The 16,770-nt window shown below is 33.3% G+C and carries 16 protein-coding genes; 11 read left to right on the top strand and 5 right to left on the bottom strand.

The annotated features are described in order from the left end of the window. Positions 1 to 49: 49 nt before the first annotated feature. From porL to BUE95_RS01125, 4 genes are all read left to right on the top strand, one after another. Positions 50 to 685, top strand: coding sequence for a type IX secretion system motor protein PorL/GldL (gene porL / locus BUE95_RS01140; protein ID WP_073580622.1), 636 nt, complete (start codon positions 50 to 52; stop codon positions 683 to 685). A 46-nt stretch (positions 686 to 731) separates the two neighbouring features. Further along, on the top strand, positions 732 to 2,270 hold the full coding sequence (gene porM, locus BUE95_RS01135; RefSeq protein ID WP_073580621.1) for a type IX secretion system motor protein PorM/GldM: 1,539 nt from the start codon (positions 732 to 734) through the stop codon (positions 2,268 to 2,270). Positions 2,271 to 2,318: 48 nt separating this feature from the next. Then, positions 2,319 to 3,212: a type IX secretion system ring subunit PorN/GldN gene (gene porN, locus BUE95_RS01130; protein WP_073580620.1), complete on the top strand. Its 894-nt coding sequence runs from the start codon at positions 2,319 to 2,321 to the stop codon at positions 3,210 to 3,212. Between the two features lie 65 nt (positions 3,213 to 3,277). After that, complete coding sequence (locus BUE95_RS01125; protein ID WP_073580619.1) at positions 3,278 to 4,330, top strand: NAD(P)/FAD-dependent oxidoreductase; 1,053 nt, start codon at positions 3,278 to 3,280, stop codon at positions 4,328 to 4,330. 65 nt (positions 4,331 to 4,395) lie between these two features. Here BUE95_RS01125 and BUE95_RS01120 read toward each other — a convergent pair whose 3' ends face one another. Beyond that, entirely contained in the window at positions 4,396 to 4,812 is a 417-nt protein-coding gene (locus tag BUE95_RS01120; RefSeq protein ID WP_073580618.1) for a DUF983 domain-containing protein, read from the bottom strand. 145 nt (positions 4,813 to 4,957) lie between these two features. On the opposite strand from BUE95_RS01120, the gene BUE95_RS01115 reads away from it, so the two are divergent. Further along, the gene (locus BUE95_RS01115; RefSeq protein WP_073580616.1) at positions 4,958 to 6,874 is read left to right on the top strand and encodes an ABC-F family ATP-binding cassette domain-containing protein; all 1,917 of its coding nucleotides are present in this window, start codon (positions 4,958 to 4,960) and stop codon (positions 6,872 to 6,874) included. A gap of 5 nt (positions 6,875 to 6,879) precedes the next feature. Here BUE95_RS01115 and BUE95_RS01110 read toward each other — a convergent pair whose 3' ends face one another. Continuing rightward, positions 6,880 to 7,836 carry a GSCFA domain-containing protein gene (locus tag BUE95_RS01110; RefSeq protein WP_073580614.1) on the bottom strand — a complete coding sequence of 319 codons (957 nt, stop codon included), beginning with the start codon at positions 7,834 to 7,836 and terminating at the stop codon, positions 6,880 to 6,882. Positions 7,837 to 7,856: 20 nt separating this feature from the next. Further along, positions 7,857 to 8,456, bottom strand: coding sequence for a hypothetical protein (locus BUE95_RS01105; protein ID WP_073580612.1), 600 nt, complete (start codon positions 8,454 to 8,456; stop codon positions 7,857 to 7,859). 138 nt (positions 8,457 to 8,594) lie between these two features. Between BUE95_RS01105 and BUE95_RS01100 the strand changes: the two genes are divergently transcribed. Then, positions 8,595 to 9,008 carry a RidA family protein gene (locus BUE95_RS01100; protein ID WP_073580610.1) on the top strand — a complete coding sequence of 138 codons (414 nt, stop codon included), beginning with the start codon at positions 8,595 to 8,597 and terminating at the stop codon, positions 9,006 to 9,008. Positions 9,009 to 9,014: 6 nt separating this feature from the next. On the opposite strand, the gene alaS is transcribed toward BUE95_RS01100, so the two are convergent. Further along, positions 9,015 to 11,666, bottom strand: coding sequence for an alanine--tRNA ligase (alaS, locus tag BUE95_RS01095; RefSeq protein ID WP_073580608.1), 2,652 nt, complete (start codon positions 11,664 to 11,666; stop codon positions 9,015 to 9,017). 176 nt (positions 11,667 to 11,842) lie between these two features. Here alaS and BUE95_RS01090 point away from each other — a divergent pair, with 176 nt between their 5' ends. The 5 genes from BUE95_RS01090 (at position 11,843) to BUE95_RS01070 (ending at position 15,091) form a co-directional block, all read left to right on the top strand. Continuing rightward, positions 11,843 to 12,820, top strand: a complete 978-nt coding sequence (locus BUE95_RS01090; RefSeq protein ID WP_073580606.1) for a M23 family metallopeptidase — start codon at positions 11,843 to 11,845, stop codon at positions 12,818 to 12,820. Positions 12,821 to 12,920: 100 nt separating this feature from the next. Then, positions 12,921 to 13,253 carry a MerR family transcriptional regulator gene (locus BUE95_RS01085; RefSeq protein ID WP_073580604.1) on the top strand — a complete coding sequence of 111 codons (333 nt, stop codon included), beginning with the start codon at positions 12,921 to 12,923 and terminating at the stop codon, positions 13,251 to 13,253. Between the two features lie 32 nt (positions 13,254 to 13,285). Next, complete coding sequence (locus BUE95_RS01080; protein ID WP_073580602.1) at positions 13,286 to 13,888, top strand: LemA family protein; 603 nt, start codon at positions 13,286 to 13,288, stop codon at positions 13,886 to 13,888. Next, entirely contained in the window at positions 13,888 to 14,325 is a 438-nt protein-coding gene (locus BUE95_RS01075) for a TPM domain-containing protein (RefSeq protein WP_073580600.1), read from the top strand. Before BUE95_RS01080 ends, BUE95_RS01075 begins: the two co-directional genes overlap by 1 nt. Before the next feature lies 1 nt (position 14,326). Then, positions 14,327 to 15,091, top strand: coding sequence for a TPM domain-containing protein (locus BUE95_RS01070; protein ID WP_073580598.1), 765 nt, complete (start codon positions 14,327 to 14,329; stop codon positions 15,089 to 15,091). A 145-nt stretch (positions 15,092 to 15,236) separates the two neighbouring features. Here the strand turns inward: BUE95_RS01070 and der are convergent, their stop codons facing one another. Then, positions 15,237 to 16,547 carry a ribosome biogenesis GTPase Der gene (der, locus tag BUE95_RS01065; RefSeq protein WP_073580596.1) on the bottom strand — a complete coding sequence of 437 codons (1,311 nt, stop codon included), beginning with the start codon at positions 16,545 to 16,547 and terminating at the stop codon, positions 15,237 to 15,239. Positions 16,548 to 16,770 lie beyond the last annotated feature (223 nt).

The raw sequence follows: 16,770 nt of genomic DNA, 5'->3' as shown, positions 1-16,770 counted from the left end.
TTTAACCAATTTTATATATTAAAACTTAACTAACTAAAATTTATTTATTATGGCATTATTAAGCAAAAAAATGATGGGCTTTCTTTATGGTATGGGAGCAGCTGTTGTAATCGTTGGAGCATTATTTAAATTACAACACTGGCCTGGTGCTGATATCATGTTGATTGTTGGATTATTAACAGAAGCAGCTATTTTTGCATTGTCTGCTTTTGAACCAGTTGAAAAAGATTTGGATTGGTCTTTAGTTTATCCTGAATTAGCAGGTGGTGAAGCATCAGCTAAAAAAGCAAAAGCTGAAAATCCTACAGAAGCACAAGGTTTACTATCTCAGAAATTAGACAGCATGCTTAAAGAAGCTAAAATTGATGGAGAATTAATGGCAAGCTTAGGAAATAGTATTAAAAACTTTGAAGGTGCTGCTAAAAGCATATCTCCAACTGTTGATGCGATTGCTTCTCAAAAGAAATATGCAGACGAAATGAACACAGCTGCAGCTCAAATGGAAGCTTTAAATAATTTATACAAGCTGCAATTAGACAGTGCTGACAGAAATGCACAAGCAAATAAAGAAATCGCTGAAAATGCAGCTAAATTAAAAGAGCAAATGCAATCAATGACATCAAATATTGCATCTTTAAATGCAGTTTATGGTGGTATGTTGACTGCAATGAGTAACAGAGGATAATTAGTTTTATCAGTAAATTTATTAATTAAAACTAATTTCAAGGAAAATGGCAGGAGGAAAATTAACCCCTAGACAGAAGATGATTAACCTAATGTATTTGGTTTTCATCGCAATGTTAGCATTAAATATGTCAAAAGAAGTATTAACAGCTTTTGGTAATTTTAATGATAAATTTGACGAGTCTAATAAATTAACAGAAGAATCTAACGAAGGCTTATTGACTGCTTTAAATACTAAAGCTTCAGATGAGCCAGCTAAATACGGTGCTTCTGCTAAGATGGCTCAAGATGTTTCAAAAATTTCAAAAGAATTCGTTGCATTTATAGAAACATTAAAAAAAGAAGTAACTGAAGGATTTGAGGTAGATTCTAAAACGGGTAAACTTCCTTTTGAATCAATGGACAAATCAACTATTGATGAAAAGTGGTTTCAAGGTGATGGATATAGCGCAAGAGGAAAAGAAATTGTTACAAGAATTGATAAATATGTTGCAGATATTAAATCTGTTGTGGGTAATGATGTGAAATTTATTCCTTTTATTAAAGAGTTGGAAAAGAAATTTTCTACTGCTGATATAGCAAACAGAGAAGGAGTAAAAATCAAGTATTTAGATTATAAAACAAAAGGTTTTCCGGCTGTATCAACTTTGACTTTTTTAACAGCTATGCAAAATGATGTTAAGAATACAGAAGCAGGAGCTTATAATCTATTTTTAGGAAATGCATTGAAATCTGCAGCTTCTATGAAGAATTTTCAAGCAATTGTAGTTCTTGATAAAAACGCATATTTTCAAGGGGAACAAGTTACTGGTAAAGTGGTTTTAGGTCGTTATGATGCTAATACGCAACCAACATCTTTCAAGGGACCTGGTAAGATTGAAAATGGTCAAGCTGTTATTTCGATGACTGCTGGAGGTATTGGAGAACAAAATATTTCTGGAGAGTTCGGATTTTTAGAAGATGGTAAAGAAATTCCATTAAAATTTGAAGGGAAATATGTAGTTGTGCCTCGTCCAAATTCAGCTACTATATCAGCTGATAAAATGAATGTGGTTTACAGAGGTGTTGTTAACCCTATGACTATTTCATTTGCTGGTGTTTCTGATAAAGATGTTACCGCTTCTGGTGCTGGTCTTTCAAAAGCTGGTGCTATGGGTAAATATAATATGAGCCCAGGCGCAGGAAGAGAAGTAGTAATTAATGTTAGTGCTAAATTACCTGATGGTAAGATGGTCTCTGATAAAAAAGTATTCCGTATTAAAGGAATTCCTGGACCATCTGGAACTATTAGAGGTGAATATGCAGCTAAAGGACCTAAGAGTAGTTTAGAGATTTCAAGTGTTGGTGCTAAGTTAGAAGACTTCGATTTTGAAGTTGGTTTAAATGTTACAGGTTTTACCATTAAAGTTCCAGGTCAACCTACAGTTGTTGTATCTGGTAACAAAATGGATTCTAGAGCTAGAGCGGCTATCGCTAAAGCTTCAAGAGGAGATGTTGTAATCATCAATAACATTCAAACAAAATTAGTTGGTGCTGGTAATTATATGTTGCCAAAAACAGCTCCATGTACTTTCGAAATACAATAAAAAATAATATTTTGAGTTTATATAGAACTTAAATAAAAATGAATTAAGATGAATTGGAGAAATAGTATTGCAATTTTAGTATTAGGTTTAAGCACTTCTTTTACCTTTGCTCAGTCTAATCTTTTGAATGCTAAAACACCGGATCAAATCGGTAAAAAGACAGAAGCGGAATTAAGTGCGGACAATGATAAACCGCTACCTTATGGTTATGTCCATGATAGAGATATTTTAATGGGTAAACGCATCTGGGAAATTATTGATTTAGATGAGAGAGTTAACTTTCCATTATATTTTCCAGTAGATGGAGATGTCATGGCTTCTTCTGATAGAAAACCGTTATATAACGTTTTAATTGATGCAATTAAAGAAGGTAAAATCACCGAAGTGTATGACTCAAGTTATTTTACTACAAAGAAATCCTTAACGGATATTGAAGCTTCTTTAGTTAGAATTGACACAACGGATGCTGGTAGAGAATATTATAATGCTGGTGAAGCAATTCCTGCCGAGTTTATTGTTAAACAAGAACTAAAAGCAATTGATGTTGATGCCTATAAAATCGTTGGATATTGGTATTTTGACAAGCGCCAGGGAGAGTTAAAATATCGTTTATTAGGTATTTGTCCAAGTATTCCTGATGTTTACACTATGGGAGAGAAAGAGCAAGATTATATTGAATTATTTTGGGTTTATTTTCCTGCTTCTCGTGATGTTCTTCATGCAGCTAAGGCATTTAATAATGAAAATTCAGCAATGTCTTTTACTTTTGATCACCTTTTGAACGCACGTCGTTTTAGTGGTGTCATTTATCTTGAAGAAAATGTATATGGCGATCGATTGATTAAAGATTACATGAAAGAAAATGCTCAAATGCAATTATTAGAATCAGAGCGCGTTAAAGAAAAAATTCGTGACTTTGAACAAGATATGTGGAATTATTAATAGTATTTCTCCAATTTCATTTAAAAAACTCTTACCATGTGGTAAGAGTTTTTTAATTTTACATCATGATAGATTTTATTATAGTTGGTAATGGTCTTGCAGGTATTTCATTTGCTGAAATTGCCTTAAAAGCAAATAAAAAAATATTAGTTTTTGATAACAATTCGCAACCTTCATCTCGTATTGCTGGTGGATTGTACAATCCAGTAGTATTAAAACGTTTCAGTGAAGTTTGGAAAGCAAAAGAACAATTAAAATTTGCGTTTCCGCTTTACCACCAAATTCAAGAAAAACTAGATGTTGTTTTTGATTATAAGATTCCTATTCTCAGAAAATTAGCTTCCATTGAAGAACAAAACAATTGGTTTCAAGCTGCTGATAAACCAAGTTTAGCGCCATTTCTTAGTCCTAACTTAGTAAACAAAAAATATCATAATATTGATTCACCATTTCATTATGGTTTGGTTAATGAAACAGGTTACTTAGATATTAATACTTTGATTTCTTCCTATTCAAAGATGCTTGAAAGCTTAGGTTTTTTTTCAAATGATACATTCAATTACGACGCCATTCAATTTCTTGATAACAAAATTTCTTATAACGGAATAGAAGCAAAACACATCATTTTTGCTGAAGGTTTTGGATTACATGCTAATCCTTATTTTAATGATTTACCTTTAGATGGGACAAAAGGCGAACTTCTTATTATTAAAGCCCTTAATTTGAATTTGGATGTAGTTATTAAGTCAAGTGTCTTTATTCTTCCTATTGGAGATCATTTATACAAAGTAGGAGCTACTTATGATTGGAAAGATAAGACGAGTATACCAACAGAAGAAGGTAAACAAGAATTGGTCGAAAAATTAAAAGAAATTATTTCCTGCGATTTTGAAATTATTGAACATTTTGCAGGAGTTCGTCCAACAGTCAAGGATAGAAGGCCTTTGGTAGGAACACATCCAAATTATTCTCAATTGCATGTATTAAACGGTTTGGGAACTCGTGGTGTTATGCTTGGGCCTTATTTAGCAAATCAACTTTTCCAACATATAGAAGATAATATTCCTTTAGAAAGCGAAATAGATATATTACGGTGTTATAAAAAAAACCGAAACTAACTTTAGACTGCACTCAAAAGTAAAATGCAGTTTGGGGCATATTCGCTTTAATTCCGGTTTTTCGATTATCGTAATGTTGTTTTCTTTTTATCTTTAATGTGTTCTTTCCAATCTTTGTCAAAATTGATAAACATATTTATCCAAATATTTCTGGAAAGTCTCATGATTACTGGCATAAAAACAACTAGCGTAATAATTATAACAATAAAGTTTGTGATTAAACTCTTTTCTCCAATAAAGAAGTAGGTAATAATAAATGCAGCTACACCAAAAGCAATTCCTAAGGCGTAACTTACATACATGGCTCCGTAAAAAAACGATGGTTCCATTTTATATTTGGTACCACAATGACTGCAATTTTCATGCATTTTGTAAACATTCATAAGATTATAGGGATTTTTGTCTAAATACATGCTTTCTTCATGGCAAGAGGGACAACTTCCTGTTAAAATACTATTTAATTTGGATCCTTTTTTTAACATTTGCAAAATATTTTACACAAAGGTACAATAACTAGCTATTCAATGTGTAACAATTGTAACAGTAATCAATTTGTTTGTTGTTAAATAGAGTTTCTTGTAATAAAACTTTTAAACTCATCAACAGTTAAACTCATAAACTTTTTAAATGCTAAACATACATAATTTATCGGTTTCATTTGGTGGAACGTATCTTTTTGAAGAAGTAACTTTTAGATTAGGTTCAGGAGACAGGGTAGGACTTGTTGGGAAAAACGGCGCAGGGAAATCTACCATGTTGAAAATGTTAGCTGGTGATTTTAAACCTGACAATGGAACTATTGCTACAGAAAAAGAAGTGAAAATCGGATTTCTTCGTCAGGATATTGATTTTGTAAAAGGAAGAACGGTTTTAGAGGAAGCTTACATGGCTTTCGAAGAAATCAAAAGAGCCGAATTCAGAATTGACGAAATCAATCACCAATTAGTGACTCGTACCGATTATGAAAGTCAAGAATATTCTGATTTAATAGAAGAATTAAGTGATGTTACCCATCATTATGAAGTTCTTGGAGGATATAATTATGTTGGAGATACCGAGAAAATTCTGTTAGGCTTAGGATTCAAAAGAGAAGATTTCGACAATCAAACGGATACTTTTTCTGGTGGTTGGAGAATGCGTATTGAATTAGCAAAATTATTATTACAATCTAATGATATTTTACTTTTGGATGAGCCAACGAATCACTTGGATATTGAGAGTATTATTTGGTTGGAAGGTTTTTTACGAAATTTCCCAGGCGTAGTTGTAATTGTTTCACATGATAAAATGTTTTTGGATAATGTAACGAATCGTACGATTGAAATTTCATTAGGTAAAGCATACGATTTTAGTAAACCGTATTCTGAATATTTAGTCTTGCGTCAAGAAATTCGTGAAAAGCAATTGGCAACCCAAAAAAATCAAGCTAAAAAAATTGAGGAAACTGAAAAGTTAATCGAAAAATTTAGAGCTAAGGCTTCTAAAGCATCAATGGCACAATCGTTAATTAAAAAATTGGATAAAGTAGAGCGAATTGAAGTTGATGAAGATGATAATTCGGTAATGAATATTTCGTTTCCCGTTTCGCAAACACCTGGTAGAGTTGTGGTAGAAGCAGAACACGTTACTAAAGCTTATGGTGATAAAGTAATTTTAAAAGATATTTCACTTTTAGTGGAGCGTGGGAGTAAAGTGGCTTTCGTTGGACAAAATGGTCAAGGGAAATCAACTTTCATGAAAGCGATTGTGAACGAATTCGAATACGAAGGAACAATCAAACTAGGGCACAATGTACAATTAGGTTATTTCGCTCAAAACCAAGCGGAATACTTAGATGGTGAAAAAACATTACTAGATACGATGCTAGAAGCTGCAACCGATACAAATCGTTCAAAAGTTCGCGATATGTTAGGTTCTTTTTTATTCCGTGGCGACGATGTAGAGAAAAAAGTAAAAGTACTTTCGGGTGGTGAACGAAATCGTTTGGCACTTTGTAAATTGCTTTTACAACCAATTAACGTCTTAGTGATGGATGAGCCAACAAATCACTTAGATATTAAGTCTAAAAACGTTTTAAAAGCCGCTTTAAAGCAATTTGAAGGAACATTGTTGTTAGTGTCTCACGATCGTGATTTCTTGCAGGGAATGTCAAATATTGTTTACGAATTTAAAGATCAGAAAATCAGAGAATATTTGGGAGACATCAATTTCTTCTTGGAACAGAAAAATGCCATGAATATGCGTGAAATTGAGAAGAAAGATGTGGCGACTACTACAAATAACCATAAAGTGGTAAAAAGTATTTCTTACGAAGATCAAAAGAAAGCGAAATCGTTGCAAAATAGATTAAGTAAAATTGAAAGTCAGATTCAGCAATTAGAAAAAGGTATTCAAACAGATGATAAAGCGTTAGCTTCAAATTATGACAAACATATTGAAGATGCTTCGTTTTTTGCCGCTTATGAAAAGAAGAAAAAAGAGTTGGAGCAATTACTAGAAGATTGGGAAAACGTGCAATTAGAAATTGAAGAATTAAATAGTTAATTGCTTTATTTTTCAAATGATACAAATGGCAACTTTTTTTTGATAGTTGTCATTTTTGATGTTAAGTTTTTTAGAAACTTTTGATGACTTTCTGTATTAGGATTAAACGGTCTGTGTTGCAATCCTTTTTGAATGGCACAGATTTCATTCATCAAACCAAATACAGATTCCGAAATATAATTTTCAAAGAATTGTACCCAAATATAATCGATTGCTGTTTGATTTGGATGTAGCATGTCTTCGGAATAAAAACGATAATCACGCAATTCGTCCATCATGATTTCAAAAGCTGGGAAATAGATGATGAGTGATGGGTGATGGGTAATTTTTTTGTGAATTGCCGCAACCAAATGCGCTTTGCTCAAGGTGTTTTCTATAAAACCATCTTTTATATGTCGCACAGGAGAAACCGTAAAAATAAAATGACAATTTGGATTTACCGTATGAATTAAAGAAACAATGTTTTGTAAACTTTTTTCGGTTTCTTCAATTGAAAGCAATTCTTTTGTAAACTGCTTTTGCCGCACTTTGTGACAATTAGCAACTATTTCATTAGTTTCTGTATTTCGATATACCCAAGACGTTCCTAAGGTGATAATGCAATGTGTTAATGAAGCAATATGAAGATGTGTCGATTCTAAAGTTGAATTCAAATTACTTAAAAAGATTTCTTTGTCTGGATTTGATAACTCGGAATGCACATCATAGCAATTCCACAATTCATTATGATAGAAAATATCGTTTTCAGTAAATTTTCTCTTTTTAACAGCACGACAGATTAATTTTTCTAAAGAAATTGCATTAAAAATGATCCCAAACGGATTGGTGATCGCTTGAAATTTAAAATAATTAAACTTGTACCCCATGTTCTCTGCAAAACAAGAACCTAAAGACATAATTCTTGAATCATAATCAATTAGAAAACTGCTTTTTTGAATGGGTATTTTGGTGCTGAATAACATCGTTATAATTGCAATAAAAATTAATCAAAATTAGCAATGTATAACATCAATAATCTGTACATCTCATCATTTGAGGAAAAGAATTTTTTTATTTTGGCACGTCCTTCATCAGTTGTTAGAATATACTCTGGTTTTAGAGCAGCATATTTTATATTTTGTTGAAGAAATTCAGCATCATCTAAATGATATGCACTAATTATTTGAGGAGTGGTTCCTGTAACAATTCCAGAGACGATGAAATTATCGGGATTGTAATTTCCAGTACCCTTGATTAATCTTGCGGGCGCATAGCCATCAATAATCATAGTGTAAAAATTACCGTTTTTATTTTGAACTTCTGTTTGATTGTCAAGATATAAGATATTCACATAAGCATTATAATCAAATATTTTTTCTACTCCTTTATCGGAATATTTAACTCTTATTTGGGCATTATACTCTTTATTGTTGCAATATATGTCTTGAGAATCAATATTGGATTCGAAAACGATTGAAGCAATTTCATATGAAATATTGTCGTTTGCACCTACCCAAGAATAAAACTCTAATGAGAAAATTTTTTTCTCTTGAGCGGATGAAATTGACAAAAAGAAAAAAGCTGCTATTACAATATTTTTCATAAGCATAAAACGTTAAGTTAATCAAAGATACATTTTTTAGCCTTAGATTTATTCTAGTAAGCGTAATATTTATATATAATATCTGAATTACGTTTTACAAAAAACGAGTATTTTTACTCAAAATTTAGTGCAATACAAATGATTGAAAAAGAATACATCGAACCTAATGAAGGTTTCTCACAGACCGTAGTAGTAAAAACTGGAAATTTCAAAACGCTTTACATTTCAGGGCAAATTGGTCATGGAAATGATTTAGAAGCCCAAACGATAACTACATTTCAAAATTTAGAAAAGCAACTTACGAATTGTAATGCAACGTTTAAAGATGTAGTAAAAATGAACACCTACATCGTAAATTTCAATCCAGAAATTGATTTACCAATTTTTAGAAAAGTCAGAAAAGAATTTCTTGGAACTGAAAATTATCCAGCAAGCACTTTAGTGGGTGTAGAAAGTTTAGGAAGAAAAGAATGGCTGATTGAAATAGAAGCGATTGCGATAATAGAAAAAAAAAATCCCGATATTATCGGGATTTATATTTTAGATTCTTAAGTTTTGTTATTTAATAAACTCAACCGCTTTCTCCAACGCGGCTGCAATCCCATTCATATTTTTTCCTTTTCCTGAAGCAAAGAACGGTTGTCCGCCACCATTTCCATCGATTAGTTTTCCTAATTCTCTGATGACGTTTCCTGCGTTTAATCCTTTTTCAGCGACTAATCCTTTTGAAATGTAGCAGTGAATATTTGGCACATTATCTTCAACTGATGCTAAGAATACAAATGCGTTTGGTTTAGAAGTTCCAATAGCTTGCGCTAAATCTTTAGTCGAACTCATCGATAAATCTACTTGTTTAGCTAAAAATTGAATGCCGTTTATTTCTTGGAAATCGGTAACCAATGTATTTTTTAATCCTTCGATTTTTTCTTTAACTAATTGCTCTAATTGTTTTTTCAATTTCGCATTATCATCTTGTAACGAAGCAACTGATTTTAAAACATCTTGAGGGTTTTTCAATACTTCTTTGATTTCTGCTAACGTATTTTCTTGCGAAGTATAAAAATCTTTCACCGCATCACCAGTAATCGCTTCAACACGACGAATTCCGGCCGCTACAGCTCCTTCTGAAACAATTTTGAAATGCCAAATATCAGCCGTGTTTTTCACGTGAATTCCTCCACATAATTCTTTGCTTTCGCCAAATTCAATCATACGAACATTATCCCCATATTTTTCTCCAAACAATGCCATCGCACCTTTATCTAATGCTTCTTTGATTGGAATGTTTCTATGTTCTACCAATTGTAATTGCGCTTCAATTTGTTGATTCACACTTGCTTCTACTTGACGTAATTCTTCATTCGAAACTTTAGAAAAATGCGAGAAGTCGAAACGTAAATAATTTGGATTAACCAATGAACCTTTTTGCTCCACATGTGTTCCTAAAATGTTTCTCAAAGCCAAATGCATCAAATGCGTAGCCGAGTGATTTTTAGAAGTCGAAGTTCTTAAATCAGTGTTTACTTTCGCTACAAATCCAGCTTCAATATTTTCTGGAAGTTGTTTTGCAAAATGTAATATTAAGTTGTTCTCTTTTTTTGTGTCGATAATTTCGATGGTTTCGTTTGCCGAAACTAATGTTCCTTTATCACCCACTTGTCCACCACCTTCTGGATAAAATGGTGTTGCATTTAAAACAATTTGATACAAAACACCATCTTTTTTAGAATCTACTTTACGAATACGAGTGATTTTAACGTTGTTTTCGGTTTGGTCATAGCCAACGAAAGTTTCTACGTTTCCATCAATTAAAACTTTCCAGTCGTCAGTCGTTACTTCCGAAGCTGCACGAGAACGCGCTTTTTGTTTTTGCAATTCGGTTTCGAATTCGGTTTCGTTAAACGAATAGCCTTTTTCTTTTAAAATTAAAGCCGTTAAGTCTTTCGGGAAACCAAACGTATCGTACAATTCAAATACTTTTTCTCCTGAAACTTCTTTTCCAGATGTTTCAGCAACTACTTTATCTAATAATTGTAATCCTTGTTCCAAAGTTCTTAAGAAAGACGCTTCTTCTTCACGAATTACATTGGTAACCAATTGTTGTTGCGATTTAATCTCTGGGAAAAATTCACCCATTTGATTCGCTAACACTTCCACTAATTTGTTGATGAAAGGTTCTTTCGTTCCTAAAAACGTAAATCCGTAACGAATCGCACGACGTAAAATTCTACGAATTACATAACCAGCACCTGTATTTGAAGGTAATTGTCCGTCAGCAATAGCAAAAGCTACCGCACGAACGTGATCCACAATAACACGAATCGCAATGTTCGTTTTGTTTTGTTCTTCTTGTATTGACAAGTCGCGACTTGTCATTGCATCATTTGAAGTATATTTTAATCCTGTAATTTCCTCAACTTTCGCGATAAGCGGTGTGAAGACATCTGTATCGTAATTAGAAGTTACGTTTTGCATCGCCATACACAAACGCTCAAATCCCATTCCGGTATCTACGTGTTGTGCTGGTAATTTTTCCAACGAACCATCGGCTTTACGGTTGAATTCCATAAATACGTTGTTCCAAATTTCCACTACTTGCGGATGATCAGCATTGACTAAATCTCTTCCTGAAACTGCATTTCTTTCAGCTTCAGTTCTTAAATCGATATGAATTTCTGAACACGGACCACACGGCCCTTGGTCGCCCATTTCCCAGAAGTTATCTTTTTTATTTCCTAAAATAATTCGGTCTTCCGAAACGTATTGTTTCCAAATATCAAACGCTTCTTGGTCAAACGGAACATTCTCTGCTGGATTTCCTTCAAAAACAGAAACGTATAAACGGTCTTTGTCTAACTTTAATACTTCAGTAAGAAATTCCCAAGCCCAAGCTAACGCTTCTTTCTTGAAATAATCACCAAACGACCAGTTTCCAAGCATCTCAAACATGGTGTGGTGATAGGTGTCAAAACCAACGTCTTCTAAATCATTGTGTTTTCCAGAAACACGAAGACATTTTTGCGTATCGGCGATTCTTGGACTTTTTGGAGTTCCATTGCCTAAGAAATATTCTTTGAATTGGGCCATTCCCGAGTTGTTGAACATCAAGGTTGGATCGTCTTTTAAAACGATAGGCGCAGAAGGAACAATTAAATGTCCTTTTGATTCAAAAAAATTCAGGTATGCTTTACGAATGTCTTGCGATTTCATTGTCAATAATTTAGGTCTTTTTTTATTTGTTTATTGTGATGCGGAAACGAAGTGAAATGTTCAAAAAAATAGCCCAACTAAAAATAAAATAGCTCAAGAATGAAACATTTCTTAAATTTGTTCGTATAACCTATGTCAATCAATAAATTTGGCACAAAAATAGTATATTTTCATATATGTCGAAGGTAAAATATTATTACGATTCAGAAAATTTAGCATACAAACGCATTCAAACTAAAAAGAGAAAGAAATTTGCTTACGTTGTATTGTTTTTGTTATCCTCGGCATTGTTTGGATTTTTAAGTTTCATTTTGTTAATTAACACGAATTATTTCGAAACACCAAAAGACAAAATTCAAGCTAGAGAAATTGAGGTTTTAAAATTGAATTATACCGTTTTAAACAAAAAGTTAGACTTGATGGATGATGTTTTAGAAGCTATTGAAAATAGAGACAACAATATTTACCGAATTTATTTTAACGCTACACCCATTTCAGAAGAAGAACGAAAAGCAGGATTTGGGGGTGTTAATCGTTACAAAGATTTACAAGGTTTCAATAATTCTGAATTGATTGAAAATACTACAAGACGTGTTGATGTTTTAACCAAAGAATTGGTGATTCAATCGAAATCGTTAGACGAAATTGTAGCTTTAGCGAAACAGAAAGAGAAATTATTGGCAGCTATTCCTGCAATCCAACCTGTTAAAAATGAAGATTTAAAACAGATGGCTTCTGGTTTTGGCTATCGAAGCGACCCGTTTACTAAAATTAGAAAATTCCATTACGGAATGGATTTCACAGCAAGAACCGGAACACCAATTTATGCTACAGGGGATGGGGTAGTTTACAAGGCAGATGCTTCACTGTCAGGTTATGGAAATCATATTGAAATCAACCATGGCTATGGATATAAAACCTTGTATGCACATTTGAGTAAGTACAACTGTCGTCCAGGTCAGAGGGTAAAGCGCGGAGATATTATCGGATATGTGGGAAGTACAGGGAGAAGTCAAGCGCCACATCTGCATTATGAAGTATTTAAAAATGGAGAACGTGTAAATCCACTGAATTTCTATTACGGAAGTATTTCAGCAAAAGAATATGTGGAGATTTCAAAATTAGCGAACCAAGAAAACCAATCGCTGGATTAGAGTTGGGAGTTAGGAGATGGAAGTTGGGAGTGATTATAGAATTTAAATTTCATAAATTTCTTAAATCAGTGTTCTAAAAATTAAAAAATGAATTTAAAAAATGCATTTAGAATTAGCACCAAATAAAAGATATTACAGCATTGGCGAAATTGCCAAAGCATTTAACGTGAATGCGTCTTTGATTCGTTTTTGGGATAAAGAATTTGATATTCTAAAACCTAAGAAAAACGCCAAAGGAAATCGCATGTTTACGCCAGAAGATGTAAAGAATTTACAATTGATTTATCATTTGGTAAAAGAGCGCGGATTTACCTTAGAGGGAGCCAAAACACATTTGAAAGAAGGTCAGAAAAAAACACTAGATAAATTTGAAATCATTTCAAAACTAGAAGCGATTAAAGCACAATTGAATACAATAAAAAATCAACTATAAACAATTAATTAAACTTTTAAAATTTAAAAAACATGAGAAAATTTTTGCCTTGGATAATAGTAGGAGGATTATTATTAATCATCGGATTTTGGTACATTGGGATTAAAAACGGAGCTGTTCGTGTAAATCAAGAAGTAAATAAAGAATGGGGTAATGTAGAAACTTCGTACCAAAGAAGAAATGACCTTATTGGAAATTTAGTTAAAACGGTTCAAGGTTCGGCTGATTTCGAGAAATCTACTTTAGAAGCGGTAATTAAAGCACGTTCTGAAGCTACTTCTGTAAAAATTGATCCTACAAACATTACACCTGAGCAATTGGCACAATTTAATCAAGCACAAGGAAACTTAAATAGTTCTTTGTCAAGATTACTTGTAACTGTGGAGCAATATCCAGATTTAAAAGCAAATCAAAACTTCTTGAAATTGCAAGATGAACTAGCGAGTACAGAAAATCAAATTTTAACAGCAAGAACACGTTTCAACGAATCGGTGCAAAAATATAACAACTACATTTTGGTTTTTCCAAATTCAGTGTTTTTAGGAAGTTATAAAGAGAAGCCTTATTTCGATGCAGTGGCTGGTGCAGAAAAACCAGTGGATGTAGAATTTGACTTTAATAACGAGAAAAAATAATGTCAAAAACCGAAGATTTCTTATCAAAAGCAGAAGAGCAAGAAATTGTTAATGCCATTGTTGAAGCCGAAAAAAACACTTCGGGAGAAATTCGTGTACACATTGAAGAACATACAGAAAAATCGCCTCTTGAGAGAGCTCAGGAGGTTTTTTTTGAATTGAAAATGGACGAAACGCAAGATCGAAATGGTGTTTTATTTTACATATGTGTTTCCGACAAAAAGTTTGCTATCATTGGCGACAAAGGTATCAATGAAGGAGTAGAGGCTGACTTTTGGGATTGTACAAAAGATACGGTAATTGCTAGTTTTAAAGAAGGTAACTTCAAGAAAGGCTTGGTAGAAGGAATTCTTAGAGCAGGCGAACGATTGAAAAAATATTTCCCTTATCAATCTGATGATACCAACGAATTGTCTAACGAAATCTCAAGAAGTTAATATGAAAAAGTTATTTTTATTTGTATTAGCTTTAAGCGGATTGATGGCTCATGCGCAGTTTGATATTCCAAAAAAACCTAGTTTTCAAACGAGTGTTTACGATTATGCTGATGTTTTAAATCCGCAAGAAGAAAAAGAGTTAGAAAATAAGTTAGTTCGCTATTCTGATTCAACTTCTACTCAAATTGTAGTAATTTCAGTTGAAGATTTAAAAGGTGAAGACATTGGCATTTTAACTCCAAAATGGGCACATGAATGGGGAATTGGTCAAGAAAAAGAAGACAACGGAATTCTGATTTTATTATCCAAAAACGATAGAAAAATTTGGATTGCTCCAGGATACGGAGTTGAAGATAGATTAACCGCAGGAATTAATGGAGAATTGATCCGAAACATCATTATTCCAGAATTTAAAGCTGGGAGTTATTACAACGGTTTAGACAAAGGTGCCGATGCTATTTTTGAAGTTTTAAAAGGAAAATACAAAGGTTCTAGAAAAGAATCAAGTAATCCTTTACCATTCATCTTAATTGTAGTTTTTATTATTATTCTGTTAGTTTTAGCTTCCAGAGGAAATAAAGGTGGTGGAAATTTTAGAGGTGGCGGCGGCTTAGATTTAGGCGACATTATTATTTTAAGCAGCCTAGGTAGAAGCGGTGGCGGTTTTGGTGGTGGCGGAAGCTTTGGCGGTGGTTCATCAGGAGGATTTGGCGGCGGCTTCGGTGGCGGTGGTTTCTCAGGTGGTGGCGCTGGTGGAAGCTGGTAGTTTGAAATAAGATTCTCTAATCTTGTCATTCCGATGAAAGAGGAATTTCCAACGAAGTAGGCTTACTTTGAGCGAAGCTAAAAATAAACTTGTAATTGAAATTTTAAAAAAAACTCGTTAGCTATACTAACGAGTTTTTCTATTTCTATTTCTGTCTGAAATAAATATCAATTGGAACACCACTAAAATTGTAGTTTTCTCTTAATTTATTTTCAATAAAACGCTTGTACGGATCTTTTACATATTGTGGTAAGTTCGCAAAAAACACAAACTGAGGCGTTGGTGTTGGCAACTGCATACAATATTTAATCTTAATATATTTTCCTTTTAATGCCGGTGGTGGTGTAGCTTCAATAATGGGCAACATCAACTCATTGAATTTCGAAGTCGAAATACGTTGTTTTCTATTTTCAAAAACTTCAACCGCAGTTTCTAATGCTTTTAATAAACGTTGTTTCGTTAAAGCTGAGATAAATAAAATCGGCACATCAGTAAAAGGAGCAATTTCTTCTCTAATTTTTCTTTCGTAATCACGAGTACTCATGGTATCTTTTTCAACCAAATCCCATTTGTTGACTAAGATTACGATTCCTTTACGGTTTTTCTCGGCCAACCAAAAAATACTTTGATCCTGTCCTTCAAATCCGCGTGTAGCATCGATAACTAATAGGCACACATCGCTGTGCTCAATCGCTCTTACCGAACGCATTACCGAATAAAACTCTAAATCTTCTTTTACTTTTGCTTTACGTCTAATTCCCGCTGTGTCCACTAAGTTGAATTCAAATCCAAAACGGTTGTATTTGGTGTCAATTGCATCACGAGTAGTTCCAGCAATATCAGTTACCACAAATCTATCTTCGCCAATTAAAGCGTTAATGAATGATGATTTTCCTGCGTTTGGTCTTCCCACTACACAAAATCTTGGTAACGGATTTTCTTCTTCTACCGCTTCTGGCAATTCTGGTAAAACTTCAACGATTTTATCTAACAATTCCCCAGTTCCACTTCCGCTCATTCCCGAAATCGTGAAATATTCACCTAATCCTAGATTATAGAACTCCACTGCGTCTTTTTCACGCATGGCGTTGTCTACTTTATTGACTACTAAAAGTATAGGTTTTTTAACTTTACGAAGCAATTTCGCTACTTCCTCATCCATTGGCGTAATGCCTTCTTCAACATCAACCACAAAAACAATAGCATCCGCCTCGTCAATAGCTAATTCTACTTGACGACGAATCTCTCCTTCAAAAATATCATCCGAACCTTTTACATAACCTCCGGTGTCAATTACCGAAAATTCTTTTCCGTTCCACTCACTTTTTCCATAATTTCTATCACGCGTAACACCGCTTACCGAGTCAACAATGGCCTCTCTTCGCTGAATTAAACGGTTAAAAAATGTGGATTTTCCAACATTTGGTCTTCCTACAATGGCAACAATATTGTTCATAATTTTATTTTGAATCGGCAAAAGTACGATTTTTTTTGGAGTTTTTTCCAGCTATCCATTACAACGTCAAAATTTTACGTCTTTTTTTCTAAATTTATTGCAGCAATTTCTAAGGGCACTACCACAATAAAAAGAAAAAACAGGTGTAAAATTTGCGAGGTTTTCATTCTTATCTGGGCTAGATTCAAAATTTTATTCAACATTTGTTAAAAATTTATATATT

It is taken from the genome of Flavobacterium cucumis (assembly GCF_900148835.1).
Lineage (GTDB): Bacteria > Bacteroidota > Bacteroidia > Flavobacteriales > Flavobacteriaceae > Flavobacterium > Flavobacterium cucumis.
Note: the sequence above shows the minus strand (reverse complement) of the source record. Positions and strands in the feature narration are given on the sequence as shown.